Annotated in this window: 25 protein-coding genes; 12 read left to right on the forward strand and 13 right to left on the reverse strand. The window is 68.9% G+C overall.

Annotated features, from left to right (window positions below):
- Positions 1-27: 27 nt before the first annotated feature.
- Positions 28-777, reverse strand: coding sequence for a glycosyltransferase (locus PGB34_RS14140; RefSeq protein WP_271428724.1), 750 nt, complete (start codon positions 775-777; stop codon positions 28-30).
- Positions 778-783: 6 nt separating this feature from the next.
- Positions 784-1,254, reverse strand: a complete 471-nt coding sequence (locus tag PGB34_RS14145; RefSeq protein ID WP_271428725.1) for a YhbY family RNA-binding protein — start codon at positions 1,252-1,254, stop codon at positions 784-786.
- 20 nt (positions 1,255-1,274) lie between these two features.
- Here PGB34_RS14145 and PGB34_RS14150 point away from each other — a divergent pair, with 20 nt between their 5' ends.
- The 6 genes from PGB34_RS14150 (at position 1,275) to PGB34_RS14175 (ending at position 7,495) form a co-directional block, all read left to right on the forward strand.
- Positions 1,275-1,937, forward strand: a complete 663-nt coding sequence (locus PGB34_RS14150) for an RlmE family RNA methyltransferase (RefSeq protein ID WP_271428726.1) — start codon at positions 1,275-1,277, stop codon at positions 1,935-1,937.
- 174 nt (positions 1,938-2,111) lie between these two features.
- Complete coding sequence (gene ftsH / locus PGB34_RS14155; protein ID WP_271428727.1) at positions 2,112-4,034, forward strand: ATP-dependent zinc metalloprotease FtsH; 1,923 nt, start codon at positions 2,112-2,114, stop codon at positions 4,032-4,034.
- 121 nt (positions 4,035-4,155) lie between these two features.
- Complete coding sequence (gene folP / locus PGB34_RS14160; RefSeq protein WP_271428728.1) at positions 4,156-5,049, forward strand: dihydropteroate synthase; 894 nt, start codon at positions 4,156-4,158, stop codon at positions 5,047-5,049.
- Positions 5,050-5,127: 78 nt separating this feature from the next.
- Positions 5,128-6,459: a phosphoglucosamine mutase gene (glmM, locus tag PGB34_RS14165; RefSeq protein WP_271428729.1), complete on the forward strand. Its 1,332-nt coding sequence runs from the start codon at positions 5,128-5,130 to the stop codon at positions 6,457-6,459.
- 5 nt (positions 6,460-6,464) lie between these two features.
- Positions 6,465-7,019, forward strand: a complete 555-nt coding sequence (locus tag PGB34_RS14170; RefSeq protein WP_271428730.1) for an MOSC domain-containing protein — start codon at positions 6,465-6,467, stop codon at positions 7,017-7,019.
- The gene (locus tag PGB34_RS14175; protein ID WP_271428731.1) at positions 7,016-7,495 is read left to right on the forward strand and encodes a GNAT family N-acetyltransferase; all 480 of its coding nucleotides are present in this window, start codon (positions 7,016-7,018) and stop codon (positions 7,493-7,495) included. The genes PGB34_RS14170 and PGB34_RS14175 overlap by 4 nt, the downstream gene beginning before the upstream one ends.
- 18 nt (positions 7,496-7,513) lie before the next feature.
- Here PGB34_RS14175 and PGB34_RS14180 read toward each other — a convergent pair whose 3' ends face one another.
- Entirely contained in the window at positions 7,514-7,912 is a 399-nt protein-coding gene (locus PGB34_RS14180) for a DUF488 domain-containing protein (RefSeq protein ID WP_271428732.1), read from the reverse strand.
- Between the two features lie 106 nt (positions 7,913-8,018).
- Between PGB34_RS14180 and PGB34_RS14185 the strand changes: the two genes are divergently transcribed.
- Together PGB34_RS14185 and PGB34_RS14190 are read left to right on the forward strand one after the other, a co-directional pair.
- Positions 8,019-8,813, forward strand: a complete 795-nt coding sequence (locus tag PGB34_RS14185) for a crotonase/enoyl-CoA hydratase family protein (RefSeq protein WP_271428733.1) — start codon at positions 8,019-8,021, stop codon at positions 8,811-8,813.
- A 58-nt stretch (positions 8,814-8,871) separates the two neighbouring features.
- The gene (locus tag PGB34_RS14190) at positions 8,872-9,975 is read left to right on the forward strand and encodes a mechanosensitive ion channel family protein (RefSeq protein WP_271428734.1); all 1,104 of its coding nucleotides are present in this window, start codon (positions 8,872-8,874) and stop codon (positions 9,973-9,975) included.
- Positions 9,976-9,987: 12 nt separating this feature from the next.
- Here PGB34_RS14190 and ilvB read toward each other — a convergent pair whose 3' ends face one another.
- Positions 9,988-11,778, reverse strand: coding sequence for a biosynthetic-type acetolactate synthase large subunit (gene ilvB / locus PGB34_RS14195; RefSeq protein WP_271428735.1), 1,791 nt, complete (start codon positions 11,776-11,778; stop codon positions 9,988-9,990).
- A gap of 89 nt (positions 11,779-11,867) precedes the next feature.
- Between ilvB and PGB34_RS14200 the strand changes: the two genes are divergently transcribed.
- A complete protein-coding gene (locus PGB34_RS14200) occupies positions 11,868-12,335 on the forward strand; it encodes an Lrp/AsnC family transcriptional regulator (RefSeq protein WP_271428736.1) in 468 nt (155 codons plus the stop codon).
- A gap of 6 nt (positions 12,336-12,341) precedes the next feature.
- Here PGB34_RS14200 and PGB34_RS14205 read toward each other — a convergent pair whose 3' ends face one another.
- The 5 genes from PGB34_RS14205 to PGB34_RS14225 all read right to left on the reverse strand — a co-directional run bounded on the left by PGB34_RS14205 (position 12,342) and on the right by PGB34_RS14225 (position 16,390).
- Positions 12,342-13,028 carry a nitroreductase gene (locus PGB34_RS14205; RefSeq protein ID WP_271428737.1) on the reverse strand — a complete coding sequence of 229 codons (687 nt, stop codon included), beginning with the start codon at positions 13,026-13,028 and terminating at the stop codon, positions 12,342-12,344.
- A gap of 129 nt (positions 13,029-13,157) precedes the next feature.
- Positions 13,158-13,616, reverse strand: a complete 459-nt coding sequence (locus PGB34_RS14210; protein ID WP_271428738.1) for a ferritin-like domain-containing protein — start codon at positions 13,614-13,616, stop codon at positions 13,158-13,160.
- 196 nt (positions 13,617-13,812) lie between these two features.
- Positions 13,813-14,256 (reverse strand): RNA-binding S4 domain-containing protein, encoded by a 444-nt coding sequence (locus PGB34_RS14215; protein WP_271428739.1) that lies wholly within the window; start codon positions 14,254-14,256, stop codon positions 13,813-13,815.
- A 53-nt stretch (positions 14,257-14,309) separates the two neighbouring features.
- Positions 14,310-15,713: a sensor histidine kinase gene (locus PGB34_RS14220; RefSeq protein ID WP_271428866.1), complete on the reverse strand. Its 1,404-nt coding sequence runs from the start codon at positions 15,711-15,713 to the stop codon at positions 14,310-14,312.
- Positions 15,710-16,390: a response regulator gene (locus PGB34_RS14225; protein ID WP_271428740.1), complete on the reverse strand. Its 681-nt coding sequence runs from the start codon at positions 16,388-16,390 to the stop codon at positions 15,710-15,712. Before PGB34_RS14225 ends, PGB34_RS14220 begins: the two co-directional genes overlap by 4 nt.
- Positions 16,391-16,575: 185 nt before the next feature.
- Between PGB34_RS14225 and PGB34_RS14230 the strand changes: the two genes are divergently transcribed.
- From PGB34_RS14230 to PGB34_RS14240, 3 genes are all read left to right on the forward strand, one after another.
- On the forward strand, positions 16,576-17,538 hold the full coding sequence (locus tag PGB34_RS14230) for a Bug family tripartite tricarboxylate transporter substrate binding protein (RefSeq protein WP_271428741.1): 963 nt from the start codon (positions 16,576-16,578) through the stop codon (positions 17,536-17,538).
- A gap of 166 nt (positions 17,539-17,704) precedes the next feature.
- Complete coding sequence (locus PGB34_RS14235; protein WP_271428742.1) at positions 17,705-18,247, forward strand: tripartite tricarboxylate transporter TctB family protein; 543 nt, start codon at positions 17,705-17,707, stop codon at positions 18,245-18,247.
- Between the two features lie 13 nt (positions 18,248-18,260).
- Positions 18,261-19,784 carry a tripartite tricarboxylate transporter permease gene (locus PGB34_RS14240; RefSeq protein ID WP_271428743.1) on the forward strand — a complete coding sequence of 508 codons (1,524 nt, stop codon included), beginning with the start codon at positions 18,261-18,263 and terminating at the stop codon, positions 19,782-19,784.
- A gap of 139 nt (positions 19,785-19,923) precedes the next feature.
- On the opposite strand, the gene PGB34_RS14245 is transcribed toward PGB34_RS14240, so the two are convergent.
- The 4 genes from PGB34_RS14245 to PGB34_RS14260 all read right to left on the reverse strand — a co-directional run bounded on the left by PGB34_RS14245 (position 19,924) and on the right by PGB34_RS14260 (position 22,855).
- Entirely contained in the window at positions 19,924-20,601 is a 678-nt protein-coding gene (locus PGB34_RS14245) for a class I SAM-dependent methyltransferase (protein WP_271428744.1), read from the reverse strand.
- Complete coding sequence (locus PGB34_RS14250) at positions 20,598-21,503, reverse strand: NAD(P)/FAD-dependent oxidoreductase (protein ID WP_271428745.1); 906 nt, start codon at positions 21,501-21,503, stop codon at positions 20,598-20,600. The genes PGB34_RS14245 and PGB34_RS14250 overlap by 4 nt, the downstream gene beginning before the upstream one ends.
- Positions 21,504-21,508: 5 nt before the next feature.
- The gene (locus PGB34_RS14255) at positions 21,509-21,952 is read right to left on the reverse strand and encodes an Rrf2 family transcriptional regulator (RefSeq protein WP_271428746.1); all 444 of its coding nucleotides are present in this window, start codon (positions 21,950-21,952) and stop codon (positions 21,509-21,511) included.
- A gap of 90 nt (positions 21,953-22,042) precedes the next feature.
- Positions 22,043-22,855: a PPK2 family polyphosphate kinase gene (locus PGB34_RS14260; RefSeq protein ID WP_271428747.1), complete on the reverse strand. Its 813-nt coding sequence runs from the start codon at positions 22,853-22,855 to the stop codon at positions 22,043-22,045.

Genomic DNA, 22,855 nt, shown 5'->3' on the forward strand with positions numbered 1-22,855 from the left:
GCTTTGGCTCGCCCGGCGCAGCGGGCCTCACTCCTTCCAGTGCTCGGCGATCCAGGTCGCCGGCTCGATGTGGGCAAAGCGCTTGTTGCGCCGGCCCACCAGGGCATCGGGCGGATTGCATTCGCCGTGGAAGATCACGATGCGCGCATCGTCCGGCACGAAGGGCGGCTTCCAGTAGTTGCTGGGCCAGCTCGGGATGCCGTGGTACTTGAAGCTGGGGCACCAGGCGCTGGGCCAGTAGCCCAGCTTGCGCTGGCGGTGCAGGAAGTCCGAGAGGAAGGCCTGCTCGTTGCGGAACTGCCTGGGCACCTCGTCCATGTGGGCCCGGAAGTGGGCCAGCACGTCGGCATGCGCGCCCAGCTCGAAGCGGTAGACCGAGGAATTGCCGGTCACGCGCTCGCCAAAACGCCAGAAGCGCGGGTAGTCGTGAATGATCAGGAACTGGCCGGGCAGGGTGAAGAATTCGTCGAGCGAGCCGACGATCACCACGTCCAGGTCCAGGAACAGCGCCGTGCCCCGCAGGCCATGGAGGTCGGCCTCGAAGGTGGTCAGCTTCTTCCAGGCCCGGTCGGGCTGGCCGGGCTTGAGTTCAAGGGCCAGCGGCGGGATCGGCAGGCACTGCACTTCGGCCCGGATGCCCTCGCTGCGATCGGTCAGGCAGACGAAATTGAAGTCGCCGCTCAGATGGCGGCGCACCATGGCATAGAGGCGGTTGACGTATTCGGGGCCATATTTGGTGCCCCATTTCATGCACAGGATGTGGCGCTGGCCGCTCATCGCAGATCAATCCGCCTGCCGCTTCTTGACGGACTTCTGCTTGGGCTTGGCGCGCTTGATGGTGCCGCCCGGCGTCAGGCGCTGGTTGCCCAGCACGCGCAGGATCTTCACCTCGGGGCGCTGGCCGCCCTTGCCGTACTTGAGCACCTTCACGTCCTTCGGGCCGGGCATGCGGTCCTCGTCGACGGCGCGTTCCTTGACGGGCTTGGGGCGCCACAGCACCAGCAGCTTGCCGATGTGCTGGATGGGGGCGGCGTCCAGCGTGTCGGCCAGCTCGGCCAGCATGGCGTCGCGCGCCAGGCGGTCGTCGGAAAACACGCGGATCTTGATCAGTCCATGGGCCTTGAGGGCGGCATCGGCCTCCTTCTTGACGGCCGGGGTGAGCCCATCGCCACCGATCATGACGATCGGATCGAGGTGGTGGGCGTCAGCGCGGTGCACTTTGCGCTGCGCGGGGGTGAGTTGAATGGCGGGCATGGCCCTATTATCGAGCCGCAATGAAGGTGAAAACAAAGAGCGCCAAGGTCAACAAGTCCTGGCTCAACGACCATGTGAACGATCCCTGGGTCAAGCAGGCCCAGAAGGACGGCTATCGCGCGCGCGCCGCGTACAAACTCAAGGAAATCGACGAGACGCTGAACCTGATCCGGCCCGGCCAGGTGGTGGTGGACCTGGGCTCCACACCCGGTGCCTGGAGCCAGTACGTGCGGCGCCGGCTGTCACCGCAGGGTGCTGCGGTGGGGGAGTTGGCCGGCGCCATCATCGCGCTGGACCTGCTGCCCATGGAGCCCATCGAGGGCGTGCAATTCATCCAGGGCGACTTCCGCGAACCCGAGGTGCTGGCGCAGCTGGAGGCGGCGGTGCAGGGTCGGGCGGTGGACGTGGTGGTATCCGACATGGCGCCCAACCTTTCGGGCATCGGCTCGGCCGACGCGGCGCGGGTGGTCCATCTGGTCGAACTGGCCGTGGAGTTTTCGCGAGCCCATCTCAAGCCCGAAGGTGCGCTGGTCGCCAAGGTCTTCCATGGCGGCGGCTATGACGAGCTGGTGCGCCTGTTCAAGGCCAATTTCCGCATCGTCAAGCCGCTCAAGCCCAAGTCCTCGCGCGACAAATCTGCCGAGAACTTCCTGGTCGGCATCGGCCTGCGCCCCGAAGCCTGAGGGAAATTGCAAGCAATGTGGCCTTGTGTGTCTTATGCCGGGTCTGCCCTCTGGGGCTCCGGGGTTGCCATAGGGCTTTGGGGCGGTTTCGCAGCTTGAAAAGCCTAGAATCCGGCCCAATTGACTGCGTAGTGGGCCTTTCTGTCATCCCCGCGTCACCGACTGGAGCATCGTTTGAACAATCAGTGGTTTTCCAAGGTCGCCGTCTGGCTCGTCATCGCGATGGTGTTGTTCACTGTGTTCAAGCAGTTCGACACCCGCGCGGGTGGCAGCGCCGGCACGGTGAGCTATTCGGAATTCATCGATCAGGTCCGCAACAACCAGATCAAGAGTGCCACCATCCCTGAGGGCCTGGCCGGCGGCGAAATCGTCGCGGTCACCAACGACGACCGCCGCATCCGCACCAACGCCACGGTGCTGGACCGGGGCCTGGTGGGCGACCTGATCGACCACAACGTCAAGTTCGACGTCAAGCCGCGCGAGGAAGGCTCGCTGCTCATGACCCTGCTCGTGAGCTGGGGCCCGATGCTGCTGCTGATCGGCGTGTGGATCTACTTCATGCGCCAGATGCAGGGCGGCGGCAAGGGCGGGGCGTTCAGCTTCGGCAAGTCCAAGGCCCGCATGCTGGACGAGAACAACAACACCGTCACTTTTGCCGACGTCGCCGGCTGCGACGAGGCCAAGGAAGAGGTCAAGGAAGTCGTCGACTTCCTGAAGGACCCGCAAAAGTTCCAGAAGCTCGGCGGCCGCATTCCGCGTGGCCTGCTGCTGGTTGGCCCCCCGGGCACCGGCAAGACGCTGCTGGCCAAGTCCATCGCCGGCGAGGCCAAGGTTCCCTTCTTCTCGATCTCGGGTTCGGACTTCGTTGAAATGTTCGTTGGCGTGGGCGCAGCCCGCGTGCGCGACATGTTCGAGAACGCCAAGAAGAATGCGCCCTGCATCATCTTCATCGACGAAATCGACGCCGTGGGCCGCCAGCGTGGCGCAGGCCTGGGTGGCGGCAACGACGAGCGCGAGCAGACGCTGAACCAGATGCTCGTGGAGATGGACGGTTTCGAAACCAACCTGGGCGTGATCGTGGTGGCTGCCACCAACCGCCCGGACATTCTGGACGCCGCGCTGCTGCGCCCGGGCCGTTTCGACCGCCAGGTCTACGTGACGCTGCCCGACATCCGTGGCCGCGAGCAGATCCTGAACGTGCACATGCGCAAGGTGCCGCTGGGCCAGGACGTGAACGCCAGCATCATCGCGCGCGGCACGCCCGGCATGTCGGGCGCCGATCTGGCCAACCTCTGCAACGAAGCCGCCCTGATGGCCGCCCGCCGCAATGCGCGCGTGGTGGAAATGCAGGACTTCGAGAAGGCCAAGGACAAGATCTTCATGGGCCCCGAGCGCAAGAGCATGGTCATGCCCGAGCACGAGCGCCGCAACACCGCCTACCACGAGGCCGGCCACGCCCTGATCGGCAAGCTGCTGCCCAAGTGCGACCCGGTGCACAAGGTCACCATCATCCCGCGCGGCCGTGCGCTGGGCGTGACCATGAGCCTGCCCGAGCAGGACCGCTACAGCTATGACCGCGAATACATGCTGAACCAGATCAGCATGCTCTTCGGTGGCCGCATCGCCGAAGAAGTGTTCATGAACCAGATGACCACGGGCGCGAGCAACGACTTCGAGCGTGCCACGAACCTGGCGCGCGACATGGTCATGAAGTACGGCATGAGCGAAGCCCTGGGGCCGATGGTCTATGCCGAAAACGAAGGCGAGGTCTTCCTGGGCCGCTCGGTGACCAAGACCACCAACATGAGCGAAACCACCATGCAGAAGGTGGACGCCGAGGTGCGCCGCATCATCGACGAGCAGTACGCGCTGGCGCGCCGCCTGATCGAGGAGAACAGCGACAAGATGCACGCCATGGCCAAGGCCCTGCTCGAATGGGAAACCATCGACACCGAGCAGCTGGACGACATCATGGCCGGCCGCGAACCGCGTCCGCCCAAGGACTTCACGCCGCGCACGCCCCCCTCCAACAACGGCGGCAGCAGCGGCGGCTCCGCGGCCGTCAAGCCTGCCGATCCGGCGCCATCAGCGGCCTGACCGGCCGCCTGGTTCAGGTGCAGGCTGCCTGGCAGCAGCGAAACGGGGCTCAGGCCCCGTTTTTCGTTGAAGTGCCGGGGTGGCGCATGCATCATCCATCGCAAACGTCTTGCCGCATTCCATGGCTTCGATGACCCCGGCCTCTTCCTTCTCCGCCTCCTGGCAGACCACGCGCTTTGCCATCGACCTGCGGCGCCCGCAGGTGATGGGCATCGTCAACGTCACGCCCGATTCCTTCTCGGACGGCGGCGCCCATGCCGGCACCGCCGCCGCGCTGCGCCATTGCGAGCAACTGATCCGCGACGGCGCCGACATTCTCGACATCGGTGGCGAATCGACGCGCCCCGGCAGCCCCGCGGTGCCGCTCGACGAGGAAAGCGCGCGCGTGCTGCCCGTGGTGCGCGAGGCGCTGCGCTTGGGCGTGCCGCTGTCCATCGATACCTACAAGCCTGCGCTGATGCAGGCCGTGCTGGACCTGGGCGCGGACGTCGTCAACGACATCTGGGCGCTGCGCCAGCCCGGCGCGCTCGAGGCGGTGGCCGCGCACCCGAACTGCGGCGTGTGCCTGATGCACATGCACCGCGACCCCCAGACCATGCAGGCGCTGCCGATGGCCGGCGACGGCGTGCCCCTGGTGCGCAGCTTCCTGTCCGAGGCGGTGCAGTGCCTGCGCGCGCGGGGCGTGGCGGCCGGGCGCATCGTGCTCGACCCAGGCATCGGCTTCGGCAAGACGGTGGAACAGAACTTCGCGCTGCTGGCGCGCCAGGGCGAGCTGTTGACGCTGGGCTATCCGCTGCTGGCCGGCTGGTCGCGCAAGTCGTCGCTGGGCGCCGTCACGGGCCTGCAGGTGCCGGCCGACCGCATGGTGGCCAGCACCGCCGCGGCCGTGCTGGCCGTCGAGCGCGGGGCGCGCATCGTGCGCGTGCATGACGTGCGCGAAACGGTGCAGGCGCTCTCCGTGTGGCGTGCCATGCAGGCCGAGCAGGGCGAAGGCGGCCGGCACCGGCCTCTTTGAACGGATTGGCTGGTTTCCCATCACGATGGGGAAAATGTGCCAAACAGGTCATAACAACAACGCGAGGAGCATTCATCCATGACGGCCAGACAGTACTTCGGCACCGACGGCATCCGCGGCACGGTCGGCAAGCCGCCCATCACGCCCGACTTCGTGCTGCGCCTTGCGCATGCGGTGGGCCGCGTGCTCAAGAAGACCGAGGCGCGGCCCACGGTGCTGATCGGCAAGGACACGCGGATCTCGGGCTACATGCTGGAGTCGGCGCTGGAGTCGGGCTTCAACTCGGCCGGCGTCAACGTGGTGCTGCTGGGGCCCTTGCCCACGCCGGGCGTGGCCTACCTGACACGCGCGCAGCGCGCCAGCCTGGGCGTGGTGATCAGCGCCAGCCACAACCCCTTCGCCGACAACGGCATCAAGTTCTTCAGCGCGCAAGGCACCAAGCTCAGCGACGAGTGGGAACTGGCCGTGGAAGCCGCTTTGGCCGAGCCGCCCGTGTGGGCCGATTCGGCCGCGCTGGGCCGCGCGCGCCGGCTCGACGATGCGGCGGGCCGCTACATCGAGTTCTGCAAGAGCACCTTCCCGGCCGATCTGAGCCTGCGCGGCCTGAAGCTGGTGGTGGACGCCGCCCATGGCGCGGCCTACCACGTGGCGCCCAACGTGTTCCACGAACTCGGTGCCGACGTGGTCAGCATCGGCGTGCAGCCCGACGGCCTGAACATCAACAAGGGCGTGGGCGCCACCCACCCCCAGGCGCTGATCGAGGCCGTCAAGGCCCGCGGCGCGGACTACGGCATTGCACTCGACGGCGACGCTGACCGGCTTCAACTGGTCGATGCGCAGGGGCGCCTCTACAACGGCGACGAACTGCTGTGGCTCATGGCCGCCGATCGCATGGCGCAAGGCCGCAAGCCCGAAGGTGTGGTGGGCACGCTGATGACCAACAAGGCCGTGGAAATGGCCTTCAAGGCCGCGGGCGTGGAGTTCGTGCGCGCCAAGGTCGGCGACCGCTACGTGCTCGAAGAACTGGGCAAGCGCGGCTGGCTGCTGGGCGGCGAGGGCTCGGGCCACCTGCTGGCGCTGGACCGTCACACCACCGGCGATGGGCTGGTCAGCGCGCTGCAGGTGCTGCAGGCCTGCGTGCGCAGCGGCCGCACCGTGGCTCAGCTGCTCGAGGGCGTAGAACTGTTCCCGCAGACCCTGATCAACGTGCGGCTCAAGGATGGTCAGGACTGGCAATCCAACTGCGCGCTGGCCGAGGAAAGCGAACGCGCCGAAATCGAACTGGGCGACAGCGGCCGCGTGCTCATCCGCGCCAGTGGCACCGAGCCGCTGCTGCGCGTGATGGTCGAGGCGCGCGATGCGCAGCAGGCCGAGGCCTGCGCTCGGCGCATTGCGGCCACGCTGGGGTAGCCGCCTTGGGCGAGCCGGTCGCGCCACGGGTGCTCGCGGTGCACGCCAGCGACGTGCACGGCTTTTCCAAGTTCGCCGAGCCGGCGATTCGCCTGCTCGAAGGCTGGGGCGTGGCGGGCGACACGCATGCCGGCCGCACTGTGCAGCATCGCTCGCGCGTCGCGCGCAACCCCGATGCGCCCAATCTGCGGCAGGTGCATCTGATGCACGCCGAACTCTTCGACGAACTGGTGCACGCCGGCTTCGCGGTGTTCCCTGGCGATCTGGGCGAGAACATTACGACGCGCGGCATCGACCTGCTGGCCCTGCCCGCGGGCACGCGGCTGCGTCTGGGCGCCGAGGCCGAGGTGGAGATCACCGGCCTGCGCAACCCCTGCGTCCAGATCGACCGCTTTCAGAAAGGCCTGATGGCGGCCACCCTGGCGCGCGATGCCGATGGCGGTCTGGTGCGCAAGGCCGGTGTCATGGCCGTCGTCACCCGCGGCGGCCTGGTGCAGGCCGGCGATGCCATCACCGTGCTCTTGCCCCTTCCTCCTCATCATGCCTTGGAGCCCGTGTGATCCAGTCCCTGCTTGCCGACTACCGCGACCCGCGCCATAGCCAAGCGCTGGTCGAGCTGCTCGATGCCTACGCGCGCGACCCTGCGGGCGGCGGCACGCCGCTGGCCGAGGCCGTGAAGGCGGGCCTGCCAGCGGCGCTGGCGGCGCGGCCGCAGGCCTTCAGCGTGCTGGCTTTCGACGGTGATCAGCCCGTGGGCTTGATCAACTGCATCGAGGGCTTTTCGACCTTCGCCTGCCAGCCGCTGGTGAATGTGCACGACGTGGTGGTGCTGCCCAGCCATCGCGGGCAGCGCGTGGCCCGGCGCATGTTCGAAGCGGTGGAAGCCGAAGCGCGCCGCCGCGGTGCCTGCAAGCTCACGCTCGAAGTGCTGTCGGGCAATGCGCCGGCGCTGCGCACCTATGAACGCGAAGGCTTTGCCGGCTACCAGCTGGACCCGGCTTTCGGCCAGGCGCTGTTCCTGCAGAAGAAGCTCTGAGAGGGTCCGGAGGCGATCTCAGCCGCTGATGTCCGCGCCGCGCTCGGCCAGCAGCCCGCGCAGCAGGCTGCGATGGCAGCGCGATTCGTCCTCGCAGTAGCAGCCCACCGACAGCGCCGTGTGGTGCGACAGCGCCGCCAGCAGATCGAGGCTGCGGCCGGGCTCGGCCTCGGCCATCTCGGCCTTGTAGCGGCGCACGAAGGCCGTCCAGTCGGCCGGCGCCTGCGAGGCCTGCGCCGCCTGGCCCAGCTTCATGGTCTCGGCCGAAGGCGCGAGATTCGGGTACCAGACGTCGTACCAGTTCTGGCGCGCAAATTCCGCCTTGGGCACGCCGCGCGGTGGCCGGCGCACGGTGCCGATGCGCAGGCCTTCGTCAGGGTGGCGCGCGCTGCCCAGTTGCACGATGCGGATGCTCATGGTCTGCCTCCTTGGATTCCCTGCAAGCTTCTGCGCTGCACTGTAGCGCGTGCGATAGGCCCCGACGAAGGCCGCGCGGATACTGACCGCAGGAGATCAACAAGCCATGACTGAACGCATCCAATCGATCCGCCACGACGATGGCGTGGTGGAGCTGCACCTCGCGCGCGAAGACAAGATGAACGCGCTGGACAGCGCAATGTTCGACGCGCTGATCCACCACGGCGAGCAGCTGCGCGAAGACCGCGGCGTGCGCGCCGTGGTGCTCACGGGCCGCGGCCGGGCCTTCTGCGCGGGGCTGGACATGGAGTCCTTCGCCAAGATGGGCGAGGGCGGCAACATGGACCTGCTGCCGCGCACCCACGGCCTGGCCAACAAGCCGCAGTACATCGCCACCGTGTGGCGCGATGTGCCGGTGCCCGTCATCGCCGCCGTGCATGGCGTGGCCTTCGGCGGTGGCCTGCAACTGGCGCTGGGGGCCGACCTGCGGCTGGTGACGGCCGACACGCGGCTGTCGGTGATGGAGATCAAGTGGGGCCTGGTGCCCGACATGGGCGGCCTGCCGCTGATGCGCCCGCTGGTGCGTGACGACGTGGCGCGCGAGCTGACCTACACCGGCCGCATCGTGCTGGGCGAGGAGGCCGTGGCCCTGGGACTGGCCACGCGCGTGGTGGCCGACCCGTTGGCGCAGGCGCAGCACATGGCGCACGAGATCGCCTCGCGCAGCCCCGATGCCATCCGCGCCGGCAAGCGCCTGATGAACGCCATGGCCGACAGCCGCGTGAACGATGCCCAACTGCTGCTGGCCGAATCGCAGGAACAGCAGAAGCTGATCGGCAGCCCCAACCAGACCGAAGCGGTGCTGGCCAACCTGCAAAAGCGCGCACCGCGTTTCGTCTGAACCCGGCCAAAGACCGGTGTCAAACGCGGGCCGCGCGCTGCGTTTAGAGTGCCGGCCCATGAATCGCCTGAGTCTTTATCTGAGTGAACACCTGGGGCTGGAGCTCTGGGTCGCATCCCTGCTGGTCATCGCGCTGGCCACCTTTCTCGTCAACTTCATCGCACAGGCACTGCTCAGCCGCGTCGAGCGCATTTCGGGCAAGACCCAGACCGTGTGGGACGACGCCCTGGTGCAGGCCGCGCGCAGCCCGCTGCGCGTGCTGGTCTGGGTGGTGGGGCTGGACTTCATGGCCTCCGTGCTGCAGCGGCAGGTGGACGCCGATTTCATCCAGGACGTGCGCCGCACGCGCGACGTGCTGGCCGTGATCTGCGTCTCGTGGTTCCTGCTGCGCTTTGCACGCCTGGTGGGGCACAACGTGGAGGCGCGGCGGCGCGGGCGCGGCGAGGAGGTGGACACCACCACCTTCGACGCGCTGGTCAAGCTGGCCTGCCTGGTCGTGGTGGTGGTGGCCGTCATCACGGTGGCGCAGACCCTGGGCTTCCAGATCAGCGGCCTGCTGGCGCTGGGCGGCGTGGGTGGCATCGCGGTGGGCTTCGCGGCCAAGGACCTGCTGGCCAACTTCTTCGGCGGCCTCACCATCTACCTGGACCGGCCCTTCAGCGTGGGCGACTGGATCCGCAGCCCCGACAAGGCCATCGAAGGCTCGGTCGAATACATCAGCTGGCGCCACACGCGCATCCGCGGCTTCAACAAGAACCCGATCTACGTGCCCAACTCGGTGTTCACCAACATCGTGGTCGAAAACCCCTCGCGCATGACGCACCGGCGCCTGCGCGAGACCATCGGCGTGCGCTTCAAGGATTTCGGCGTGGTCGAAGCCATCGTCCACGACATCCGCGCCATGCTGGCCGCGCACGAGGCCATCGACAACACCCAGACCACCATCGTCAACCTCAACGCCTTCGGCCCGAGTTCGCTGGAGGTCATGGTCTACGCCTTCACCACGACCACGGCCTGGGTGCCGTTCCAGCACATCAAGCAGGATGTGCTGCTGCGCATCGGCCGCATCGTGGCGGCGCATGGGGCCGAGATCGCCTTGCCCACGCAGACCGTGCGCGTGGATGCGCAGGACGAGACCCCCGCGCTGCTTAATCCGGCCTGAGCGGCGTCGCGCTCAGTCCTCCACGTACCAGCGGTCCTTGCCCAGCATGATGCGGTGGTGGCCCACGCCGGCGGGCATCATGGGGAAGCAGTTCTCCTGCGCGGCCACCTGCACGTCGAGGAAGAAGGGGCCGTCCCAGGCCAGGCATTCGGCCAGCGCGGCTTCCAGCTCGGCCGGCTCGCTCACGCGGCGCGCGCCCCAGCCGAAGGCCCGGGCCAGCGCCACGAAGTTGGGCAGCGCCGCGTTCCAGCTGTGCGAGAGGCGGTTGCCGTGGTTCAGCTCCTGCCACTGGCGCACCATGCCCATGTAGCCGTTGTTCGACAGGATCAGCTTGACCCTGGCCTCGTGCTGCACGGCGGTGGAAAGCTCCTGGATGTTCATCAGCACCGAGGCGTCGCCGCTGACGCAGCACACCAGCGCATCGGGGTGCGCCACCTGCGCGCCGATGGCCGCCGGCAGGCCGTAGCCCATGGTGCCGGCGCCGCCCGAGGTGAGCCAGTGCCGCGGCCGGTCGAAGCGCAGGTACTGGGCGGCCCACATCTGGTGCTGGCCCACGTCGGTGGACACGATGGCGTCGCGCCCGGCCAGCTGCGCCTGCAGCGCCGCCATCAGCTGCTGCGGCAGGATCTGCTGCGCATCGGGCGCGAAGTCCAGGCAGCGCGCGGCGCGCCAGCGCTCGATGCGCTGCCACCAGGGCGCCAGCCGTTCGGGCGCCAGCCCCTGCAGCTCGGGCAGGGCCAGCAGCGCCCGCAGCACGGCGCCGCAGTCGCCGACGATGGGCACGTCCACCTTCACGGTGCGGTGGATGGCGCTGGGGTCGATGTCGATGTGGATCTTGCGCGCATGGGGACAGAACTCGTCGAGCTTGCCGGTCACGCGGTCGTCAAAGCGCGCACCCACGTTGATGACCAAGTCGGCCTCGTGCATGGCCAGGTTGGCCTCCAGGGTGCCGTGCATGCCCAGCATGCCCACGAAGGCCGGGTCTGACGCGGGGAAGGCGCCCAGCCCCATCAGCGTGAGCGTGCAGGGCCCGCCCACCTGGCGCACCAGCTGCGCAAAAGCCTCGCAGGCGGCAGGGCCCGCGTTGACCAGGCCGCCGCCGCCGTAGAACACGGGGCGGCGCGCGGTCGAGATCAGGTCGGCCGCACGCTGCAGGCTGCCCGCGCGCGGCTGCGCCACGGCCACGTCCTGCGGCGCACGCTGGGGCCGTGCGGGTTCCGGGCTGTGCACGGGCGCCAGCTGCACGTCCTTGGGCACGTCCAGCAGCACCGGGCCGGGCCGCCCGCCGGCGGCGATGGCCAGCGCGCGGCGCGTGGCGTCGGCCACCTGGGCCGCGCTGCGCGGCTGGAAGTTCCACTTGGTGACGGGGCGCGACATGCCCAGCGCATCGCTTTCCTGGAACGCCTGCGTGCCGATCACGGCCGTGGCCACCTGGCCGCTGATGCACAGCACGGGCACCGAATCGCTCATGGCATCGAGCAGGCCGGTGATGGTGTTGCCCACGCCCGGGCCCGAGGTGACCAGCACCACGCCCACCTTGCCGGTGCTGCGCGCATAGCCCTCGGCCGCATGCACGGCGGCCTGCTCATGGCGCACGAGGATGTGGCGCAGGCGCGGCTCGCCATGCAGCGCGTCATACAGCGGCAGCGCGGCGCCGCCGGGATAGCCGAAGAGCGTGTCGACCCCGCATTCGACCAGCGTGTCCAGCAGCGCCTGGGCGCCGTTGCGCGGGGCGCTGGGCAAAGGCTGCGGGGCCAGCGGCTGGGCACTGGCGGGGGAAGAGGGCGCGACAAGGGAGTTCATGCCCTCAATTCTTCAGGCAGCGGCGCCGAATAGGCTTCCGAATGTTCGGAGGTGTTGGCCTATGATTCGAAAATCATTCGGAGATATGCATGGCGGGCGAGAAAATTTTCGACAAGACCGATCTGGCCATCCTGCGCATCCTTTTGCAGGACGCCCGGCGCACGCTGCAGGAGATCGGGGCCGAAGTGGGGCTCTCGCCCACCAGTTGCTGGAGCCGCATCAAGCGGCTGCAGGACGAGGGCGTGATCGAGCGCTACACCATCCAGGTCAATCCGCGCAGCCTGGGCTACCACGACACCGTGATCGTGCAGCTCACCCTGGAGAGCCACACCGAAGACACGCTCTACGCCTTCGGCCAGGTGCTGGCCACCATCCCGGAGATCCTGGAGGCCTACCTCGTCTCGGGCGACTACGACTACTACATCCGCATCGCGGTGCGCGACACGCGCGACTACGAGCGGCTGCTGCGCGAGAAGCTCTACAAGATCCCCGGCATCCGCCACAGCAAGTCGCACTTCGTGCTGCGCGTGCTCAAGGAGTCCAAGGTACCGGTGTGAGCGGGCTCAGCAGCCATGAAAGCGCGCCCACTCCTGCAGCGGCGCGCGTTCGCTTTGCAGGCCGTTGACGGGGTGCGCCGCATCGCGCCGGCCGATGGCCATGCCGCAGAAGATCATGCGGTCCCCGGGCCACTGCAGGAAGCCTGCGACGGTGCGCGGGTACAGCGCCCAGCATTCCTGCGCGCAGCTGTCCAGGCCGCGCTCGCGCAGCAGCAGCATCAGGGTCTGCAGGAACATGCCCAGGTCCGACCACTGCGGCGGGCCCATGCGCCGGTCCACCGAGCACATCAGCGCCAGGGGCGCGCCGAAGAAATCGAAGTTGTTGGCAAACCAGCGCAGCCGCGCCGCCTTGTCCTCGCGCGGGATGCGCAGCCGCGCATACAGCGCCTCGCCGATGCGGAAGCGCCGTGAGCGCCAGGGCTCGGGCAGGGCGGCCGGGTAGATCTCGTAGGCCGGCTCCTCGGGCTCGGCGCCGGGTGCCAGCCGTTCGCGCATGCGCTGGCGAAAGGCCGCCAGCGCCTCACCGGCCAGCACGTCGATGTGCCAGGGCTGCACATTGCCGCCCGAAGGCGCCCGCGCAGCCTGCACCAGCAGCTCGCGGATCAGCGAAGGCGGCACCGGCTCAGGAAGGAAGGCGCGCACCGACAGGCGCGAGCGCACGGCATCGAGGACGGAACTGGAAGGCGCGTTCATGGGCCCACTCTAAACCGGCTGCCGCAGCCCGACTGTGGCCTGCGCGACGCGCCAAAAAACAAGGCGCGCCCGTGGCGCGCCTTGCGGAGCAGGGCGGGTCGACGCGGTCGGCCCGCCTGCGCAGGGAGATCAGCTGTGGGCGCGGGCCTCGTCGCGCAGCAGCTTGATCTGGTCGTGGTTCTGCTGGGCGCCCTGGGCCTGGCGTTCCACCAGCGCGCGCACGTCGGCCGGCAGGTCTTCCTTCAGCGCCTTGCGGTAGCGGGCGAGGGCCGCGTCTTCACCACGCTCGGCCTCTTCCAGCATCGACACTTCGCTGTCGGCGCCCATGGCGCCCTTGACCTTGACCCAGCCGCGGTGCAGAGCGCCGCTGGCGGTGCCGCCGTCGGCCGGCGTGCCGCCCTGGGCACGCACCCACTGCGACAGTTCCTGGGCTGCCTGGGCACATTGCACCGAGCGGTCGGTGAAGAGCTGCTTCAGGCGCGTGCCTTCCACGCGCTCGGCCAGGGTGCGGAAGCCGTACTCGCCGTCGCGCGAGTTTTCGATCAGGTCGTTGAGAACGTCGATGACGTCGGAGCGCAGATCTGCCATGGGTAATCCTTTCGAAGATGGAGGGAACGAATGCAGTCGGCCATCCCGGGGTGCGCATTCGTCGCTGCGCGCCGTTCGAGTGGCTGACTTGCTGAACGCCATGCTGCGCAAGTCCCCGTGGCAGTGGCGTCGTCGCGCCGCGCACGGGCCTGTAGGCGCGCCCGCACGGCCGCTGCGGGCGTGCGTCGGGGCGCTGTCAGCCCCGCTCCTCGCCGGAATCGTCGATGCTGGCGCTCCAGCGCTCCCCCCAGCCGGGGGCCCCGCTGCGGCGCGCGGTGTCGAGTTGGCGCCGGTCGCGCTTGGTGGGGCGGCCCTGCTCGATGCTCAGTGCGGGTTCGCGCGCCAGGCGCCGCTGTTCGCGGGCCTGCACCTGCGCGGCCAGGCTTTCGGCCGTTTCCTCATAAAGCTGCTGGGCCACCGGCGCAGGGCCGCGCTGGGCGCTGAGGCCGCGCACATGCACCGTGCGGGTGACGGGGCCCTGGCGCAGGGCCACCGTGTCGCCCACCTTCACCTCGCGCGCGGGTTTGGCGACGTCGCCATTGACCTGCACGCGGTGCTTGCCGATCTCATCGGCCGCCAGCGAACGGGTCTTGTAGAAGCGGGCGGCCCACAGCCACTTGTCGATGCGCATTCGCTCCATGAAGGAAAAGACTTCTCCGATCGGGGTGCAGGGCCTTCCAGCTGGAGGCGCCCTCAGGGCTTTGCAAGGGGCACAAGCACCCGGGCATCCAGCCCCGGCATGGGGCCGGCCCCGGGGCGATTGTCCAACGCGATGCGCCCGCCCAGGGCCTGCACGATCTCGCGGCAGATCGCCAGCCCCAGGCCCGAGCCGCGCGTGCTGTCGCCCGCCGCGAAGGGCGCGAACAGTCGCTGGCGCAGTTCGGGGCCGATGCCCGGGCCCTGGTCGGAGATCAGCAGTTCGGCCTGGCCGGCCACCGCGCGCACGCGCACCGTGAGCGCGCCCCCCGCGGGGCTGTGCTTGATGGCGTTGTGCAGCAGGTTGCGCGTGAGCTCCTGCAGCATCCAGCGGTGAGCCTGCACGAAGGCCGGCTGCACGTCGAGCTCGAAATCCAGCGACTGGCCCGCGATCAGCGGCGAGACGTCCAGCGCCACCTGGCGCACGGCTTCGGCCAGGTCCAGCCGCTCCGATTCGGGCACCTGGCGCAACTGCTCGATCTTGGCCAGCGACAGCATCTGGTTGGCCAGCACGGTGGCGCGGTCCACGGTGCCGGCGATCTCGGCCAGGGCCTGCTCGGGCGGCATGTCGCCGCGGCGCGCGGACTGCACCTGCACCTTGAGCACGGCCAGCGGCGTGCGCAGCTGGTGCGCCGAATCGCGCACGAAGCGCTTCTGGTTGTCCAGCAGGCTTTGCAGCCGGCGCATCAGCGCCGTGAGCGCCTGCACCACGGGCTGCAGCTCGCGCGGCAGGTCTGGCGCGCGCACGGGCGAGAGATCGTCGGCGGCGCGCGACTCCAGCGTGCGGCCCAGCGCGCGCAGCGGCTGCGTGGCCCACTGCACTACGAAGACCACCGACGCGGCCACCACCGCCAGCAGCAGCAACTGGCGCCACAGCATGTCCAGCAGCAGGCGGCGCGCCAGCGTCTGGCGCAGCTCCAGGGTTTCGGCCACCTGCACCACGGCCATGCTGCGCCCGCGCTCGCTGGCCACGGGCTGCAGCAGCACGGCCACGCGCACGGGCAGGCCGCGGAAGACGTCGTCGTAGAAATCCACCAGCGCCGAATACGGTGGCCGGTCCGGGATGCGGCCGCGCCAGAAGGGCAGCTCGGCAAAGCCCGAGACCATCTCGCCGGCCTGGGTGGACACGCGGTAGTACATGCGGCTCTGGTTGTCGGCCTCGAAGGCCTCGAGCGCCGAGTAGGGCACCTTGGCCTGCAGCGAGGCGGTTTCGTCGTAGCCGTCCACGTCCAGCTGTTCGCCGATGGTCTTGGCCGAGGCCAGCAAGGTGCGGTCGTAGGCCGTGGTGGCCGCCTGCAGCGCCTGGCGGTAGATGCTGATGCTGTTGAGCACGATGAACAGCACCACCGGCACCAGCAGGCCCAGCAGCAGCCGAAAACGCAGGGAGGTGCGGCGCATCAGCCTTCGCGCAGCAAATAGCCCAGGCCGCGCAGGGTGACCAGCTGCACGCCCGTGTCCTGCAGCTTCTTGCGCAGGCGGTAGACCACCACCTCGATGGCTTCGTACTGCACATCGGCCTGGCCCGGGAAGACCAGCTCGAACAGCCTTTCCTTGCTCACCGCGTGGCCGGGCTTGGGCATCAGCGCGCGCAGCAGGGCCAGCTCGCGCGGCGTCAGCTCCAGCGGCTCGCCGCGCAGGTAGATCGCGCCTTCGGCATCGCCGTGCAGGGCGCCCACCTGCCACTGCATGGACTCGGTGGCGGGCAGGCCGGCCGCGCTCTGCGCGCGGCGGCGCAGGGCGCGCAGGCGCGCTTCCAGCTCGTCCAGGTCGAAGGGCTTGGGCAGGTAGTCGTCGGCGCCGGCATTCAGGCCCATGATGCGGTCGCCCACGGTGCCGCGCGCGGTGAGCAGCAGCACGGGCGTGCGCAGGCCCGCGGCGCGCGCCTGGGCCAGCACCTGCAGGCCGTCCAGGCCCGGCAGGCTCAGGTCCAGCGCCACCACTTCGGGCTCGTGCGCCTGCCACAGCGCCAGCGCGGCAGCGCCGTCACCGCACACGCGCACGTCGATCTGCCTGCGCCCCAGGCTGCGCTGCAGGGTCAGTTGCATGCCCGGGTCGTCTTCGATCAGCAGCAGCTTCATGTCGTTTCTAAGGCGATGGCGCGTGAGGGTTCTAGGGCCTGTTAACAGGCCCTAGTGTTAACCCCAGTCCGCTGGACAGCCAACTGACAGGCGGGGCGCGCATCATAGCCACGCGACAGGCGCCGAGTCAGGTGCTGGTCAGCCCCGGGCTCCGTGCCTTCACCCGTCCAACAAGGAGAGACATCATGCGTCGTGACACCTTCCTGAAATCGCTGGCCGCGCTGGCCGCCGCCGGTGCATTGCCCCTTTCGGCGCGCGCCGCAGCCAACGTGAAGATGCTGATCCCGGCCAATCCCGGCGGTGGCTGGGACATCACCGGCCGCGCCCTGGGCAAGGCGCTCACGGACGCCAAGCTGGCCGATTCGGTGAGCTACGACAACAAGGGCGGCGCCGCGGGCGCGCTGGGCCTGGCGCAGTTCGTCAACGGCTCCAAGGGCGACCCGAACGCGCTGATGGTGATGGGCGCCGTGATGCTGGGCGGCATCATCACCGGCAAGCCGCCCGTGAACCTCTCGCAGGCCACGCCCATCGCGCGCATCACCAGCGAATACAACGTGTTCGTGCTGCCGGCCAATTCGCCCTTCAAGACCATGGCCGACGTGGTCGCCCAGCTCAAGAAGGACCCGGGCAGCGTCAAGTGGGGCGGCGGCTCGCGCGGATCGACCGAACACATCGCCGCGGCCATGATCGCGCAGAAGGCAGGCGTGGACCCGGCCAAGATCAACTACGTCGCCTTCCGCGGGGGCGGTGAGGCCATCGCCGCCATCCTGGGCGGCAACGTCACGGTCGGCGGCAGCGGCATGAGCGAGTTCGCCCCCTACATCGCCGACGGCAAGATGAAGCCCATCGCCGTCACCTCGGCCCAGCGCCTGGAAGGCAGCAAGGTGCCCACGCTCAAGGAACAGGGCATCGATGTGGAGATCGGCAACTGGCGCGGCGTGTATGGCGCGCCCGGCATCAGCGCCGAGCAGCGCAAGGCCCTGACCGACATGGTGCTGGCCGCCGTCAAGAGCCCGTCGTGGGCCGAGGCGGTGAAGAAGAACGACTGGACGCCCGCGGTGCTCAGCGGCCCGGACTTCGACAAGTTCGTCGAGGCCGAGTTCGCCAATCTGCGCGATGTGATGACCAAGGCGGGGATGGTGCAGTAAGCAACCCCCAGGCCGCTTCGCGGCTCCCCCTTCTGGTTCCCGAAGGGGGCGCACCCAACGGTCCGGCAAAGCCGGTGCCGTGGGTGCCCTGAGGGCTTCGCTTCGCTTGCCGGCTTGGATGAATACAGGCGCGGCGCGTTCTGGGCCTATCTCCTGAGGAGTTCCAATGACAACAAATACATCGGGCACACCCGCAGGCGGGGCGGGTGGCAACTGGCCGCAGACGCTGGTGGGCGTGGGCGTGACGCTCACGGGCATCGGGCTGGGCATCGGCGCGCGCGGCATTTCGTCGGACGCAGGCTACGGCGGCGTGGGGCCCAACTTCATGCCCTGGCTGTGCGCCGTGGTGCTCACCATCTGCGGCCTGTGGATCACCTGGGAGGCACGCACGGGCGGCTTTCGCGAGATGGACCCCGACGCCGGCCCCGCCGAGCCGGCCAACTGGAGTGGGCTGGTCTGGGTGACGGCGGGCCTGCTGCTGAACGCGGCGCTGATCGTGCACCTGGGCTTCATCCTGAGTTGCGCGCTGTGCTACCTGCTGGCCGTGCAGGGGCTGCGCCGCTCGCAGGGGCAGGCGCTGGCCGGCGCCATCGGCACCTGGATCAAGGACCTGGTCACCGGCCTGGTCATCGCCGCGCCCGTGTTCTGGATGTTCACCCAGTTCCTGGCCATCAATCTGCCGGGCCTGACCCGCTCCGGCTGGCTCTGAGGGCGCAACTGCCATGGATATCTTCAACGCACTGCTGCAGGGCTTTGCCCAGGCCATCACCGTTTCCAACCTGATCTGGTGCCTGGTCGGCTGCGCCCTGGGCACGGCCGTGGGCGTGCTGCCCGGCATCGGCCCGGCCGTGGCCGTGGCCATGCTGCTGCCCATCACGGCCAAGGTGGACGTCACCGCCTCCATGATCTTCTTCGCCGGCATCTACTACGGCGCGATGTACGGCGGCTCCACCACTTCCATCCTGCTGAACACGCCGGGCGAGACCAGTTCCATGGTCACGGCGATGGAAGGCAACAAGATGGCCAAGAGCGGGCGCGCCGGCGCGGCGCTGGCCACGGCGGCCATCGGCTCCTTCTTCGCCGGCACCATCGCGACCGTGGTGGTGACGCTGTTCGCGCCCAGCGTGGCCGAGTTCGCCGTCAAGCTGGGCCCGCCCGAGTACTTCATGCTGATGGTGCTGGCCTTCACCACCGTGAGCGCGGTGCTGGGCAAGAGCACGCTGCGCGGCATGACGGCGCTGTTCATCGGCCTGGCCATCGGCTGCGTGGGCCTGGACCAGATCTCGGGCCAGGGCCGCTACATCGGCAACGTGCCGGAACTGATGGACGGCATCGACATCGTGCTGGTGGCCGTGGGCCTGTTCGCGGTGGCCGAGGTGCTGCATGCGGTGCTCTTCGAAGGGCGCGTGAAGGAAACGCAGAACCAGCTCAGCCGCGTCCACATGACGGCGCGCGACTGGAAGCGCTCCATCCCGGCCTGGCTGCGCGGCACGGCCATCGGCACGCCCTTTGGCTGCATCCCGGCCGGCGGCACCGAGATCCCGACCTTCCTGAGCTACGCCGCCGAGAAGAAGCTGGTCAAGGACCCGCAGGACAAGGCCGAGTTCGGCACCCAAGGCGCCATCGAAGGCGTGGCCGGGCCCGAAGCGGCCAACAATGCGACCGTGACGGCCGCGATGATCCCGCTGCTGACCTTGGGCATCCCGACCAGCAACACCACCGCCGTGCTGCTGGGCGCCTTCCAGAACTACGGCATCCAGCCCGGGCCGCAGCTGTTCACCACCTCGGCCGCGCTGGTGTGGGCGCTGATCGCCTCGCTGTACATCGGCAACGTGATGCTGCTGGTGCTGAACCTGCCCATGGTGGGCCTGTGGGTCAAGCTGCTCAAGATCCCCAAGCCGCAGCTCTATGCCGGCATCCTGATCTTCGCGACCGTGGGCGCCTACGGCATGCGCCAGAGCACCTTCGATTTGTACCTGCTGCTGGTGATCGGCCTGCTGGGCGTGGTGATGCGGCGCTTCGACTTTCCGACGGCGCCGGTGGTGGTGGGCATGATCCTCGGCCCGCTGGCCGAGGCGCAGCTTCGCAACGCGGTGTCCATCGGCGAAGGCAGCGCGATGGTGTTCCTGCAGCGGCCCATGTCGCTGGCGCTGATCGTGGTCGTGCTGGCCGTGCTGATCCTGCCGCGCCTGTTCAAGCACCTGTCGCAGCGCAAGCTGGCGCGGCTGGAGCAACTGGACGCCTGAGGCCTGAGCCTCTCCCCAACAACCCGGCTTCGGCCGGGTTTGTTTTTTTCTCAGTGGCGCCCGGCCGCCCGAAGGCACTGAGGCCCCCCCGGGGGGCAGCGGACCTCGCGAAGCGGGGGAGCGTGGGGGCTGTTTCATTTCAGGGGCGGGTGGCCACCCAGCCCTTGAAGCTGAAGGCGCTGTAGAACAGTTCGATGTTGGCAAAGCCCGCGCGGGCCATCAGCTCCACGTCTTGCGCGGGCGCGAGCACGGGCAGGTTCTTGCGCATGTTCGCGATGCTCTGCGCCGCATCGGCCGGTGGCCGGCATGAAGGATCGGCAAAGGCCGCGTTGCGGCGCAGCCAGCGTTCGGCCTCGGGGCCTTGCAGGTCAAAGCTGTGCTGCGCCACCACCAGCCGCGCGCCGCTGCACAGCCGCGCGTGCAGCGCCATCAGTGTTTCCAAGCGCTGCGCAGGCGGCAGAAAGTGCAGGGTCAGCAGGCAGCTCGCACCGTCAAAAGGCCCGGGCGGCGCGGTGTCGATCAGGCCTTCATGCCAGCGCACCCGCGCGGCCAGCGGGCCCAGTGTTTCGCGCGCCAGCTGCAGCATGGGCGCCGAGGGGTCCACGCCGTCGAAGCGCCAGCTGGGCTGAAGGTCTGCGAAGGCCTTGAGCTCCAGCCCGCCGCCCGCGCCCAGCACGAGAAGCCGCGCATCGTCGCCAGCGCCTTCGGCCAGCAGCACGCAGGCCATGCGGTGCAGGTCGTGCAGGCCCGGCACCAGCCGCTCGGTGCGCTGCGCATAGCCGGCCACCTGCGCGGGGTCGGTGAAGGGGGTTGTCATGCCCACAGCGTCTGCGGCCACAGCAGCGAGCGATGCACCTGCGCGCCGGCCATCGCGCCGCTGCCCACGGCCAGCGAGACCGAATGCGGCACGCGTGCCACATCGCCGCAGGCGAAGACGCCGCGCACGCTGGTCCTGGCTTCGGCATCGGTGCGGATCTGCAGGCCCATGGGCGTTTCCTCGAGCGCGCAACCCAGGCTCTGCGCCAGCGTGCCGGCCGGTGCGGTGCGGGTGGCCGTGAACAGGCCCGCGAAATGCAGCAGCCGGCCGTCGGCCAGGCACACATCGGCATGGCCTTCGATCTGGCGGATGGGCGTTTCCTCGATCTGCACGCCCCGGCCCTGCAGCGTCTCGCGCAGCGCCGGGTCCAGCTCGGTGACGCCGTTGGGCAGCAGGGTCACATCGCCCCAGTCGGTCAGCAGTTCGGCCTGGTGCGAGGAGAGCGGCCCGGCGCCGATGATGCCGATGCGGCCCCGGTCCAGCTCGTAGCCATGGCAGTAGGGGCAATGGAAGATGGCGCGGCCCCAGCGTTCGGCCAGGCCGGGCACTGCGGGCAACTGGTCGCTCACGCCCATGGCCAGCAGCAGCCGGCGCGCGCGGTGCACGGCGCCGTCCGCGGTGCGCACGATGAAGTCGTCGAGCTGCCCGCTGACGGCTTCCACGCGGCCGTCCTGCCAGCTCAGGGTGGGGTAGGCCTGCAACTGCGCGCGCGCCTGGGCCGCGATCTGCCCGGGCGGCACGCCGTCCTGGCCCAGGAAGCCGTGCGAATGGCTGGCGAAGCGGTTGCGGCGCTCGCCCGCGTCGATCACGCGCACCGAGCGGCGCGCGCGCAGCAGTTGCAGGGCAGCGGCCATGCCGGCGTAGCTGCCGCCGATGACGATGACATCATGGGGTGCGGGCATGGTGCTCATTTCCTTGCACGGCGCACCGCGGCATGGCGGCGCGCAAAGTCTTTGGCCAGATCGGCCAGCGTGATCTGAGAGAAGCGCTTCAGAAGCAGGGCTTCGGCCTCGGCAAAGCTCTCTTCGAGCGCGGCATTGACGGCCTGTTCGACCAGGCATTCGGGCGCTTCGTTGCGGATGCCCATCGCAAACATCGCGGGCTCGCCCAGCGCCTCATGCAATTGGCGCAGGGTGATGTTGCGCAGATCGGCCTGGATGCGCCAGCCCCCGGCATGGCCGCGGTCGGCACTGACGATGCCCGCATCACGCAGAAAACCCATGGTGCGCCGGACGACCACGGGGTTGGTGCCCAGGCATTGGGCCAGGGCGTCGGAAGTCATGGGTCCATCCTGCTCGGCCATGTGCAGCAGCGCATGGAGGACGGACGAGAGTCGGCTGTCGCGTTTCATGTAACTTATGATGTTGCATGAGTGGGCGACGGTCAACCCGGTGGTCTGAATGTCCCTGCAAGGCGCAGCGGCATGCGCCCCGGCATGGGCCTACTCGATGACCAGGCCCTTGAGCGCTGGATCGCCTGCGGGCGTCACGAACTTCATGCCCTTGAGCGTTTGCACCAGCAGCCTGGCCACCATGAGGTTGCGATGGCGCTTGCTGTCGGCCGGGATCACGTGCCAGGGCGCGTGCGCGGTGGAGGTGGCGGGGAGCAGCCTTTCGTAGGCGCGCTGGTAGTCGTCCCACTTCTTGCGCGCGTCGATGTCGCCCAGCGCGAACTTCCACTGCTTGCCGGGCTCGTCGATGCGGGCCTGCAGGCGCTCGCGCTGCTCGTCCTTGCTGATGTGCAGCATGCACTTGACGACCACCGTGCCCGTCTCGGTCAGCAGACGCTCGAAGTCGTTGATCTGCGCATAGCGGCGCGCGGTTTCGTCCTCGTCGATCCAGCCTTCGACCACGGGCACCAGCACGTCTTCATAGTGGCTGCGATTCCAGACCATGATCTCGCCCGTGCGCGGCACCACCGCATGGCAGCGCCAGAGGTAGTCGCGTGCGCGCTCGTCCTCGCTGGGCGCCTTGAAGGCCGACACGCGCACGCCCAGCGGCGAAGTGCGCGAGAAGACCCAGCGGATGGTGCCGTCCTTGCCGCTGGTGTCCATGCCCTGCAGCACCAGCAGCAGCTTGCGCCGGTTCTCGGCATGCAGCAGGTTCTGCAGTTCGTCCAGCTCCTGCGCCAGCGTGTCGAGCAGGGCGATCTGCTCGTCCTTGCTGCCTTCGGCAAAGGGCTTGGCGCCGGGGTCGATGCTGGACAGGCTGAAGGCGCGGTCGGGGTCGATGCGGTAGCGGCGGAGATTGGGCAT

This window comes from Xenophilus arseniciresistens (assembly GCF_028023875.1).
Taxonomy (GTDB): domain Bacteria; phylum Pseudomonadota; class Gammaproteobacteria; order Burkholderiales; family Burkholderiaceae_C; genus Xenophilus; species Xenophilus arseniciresistens.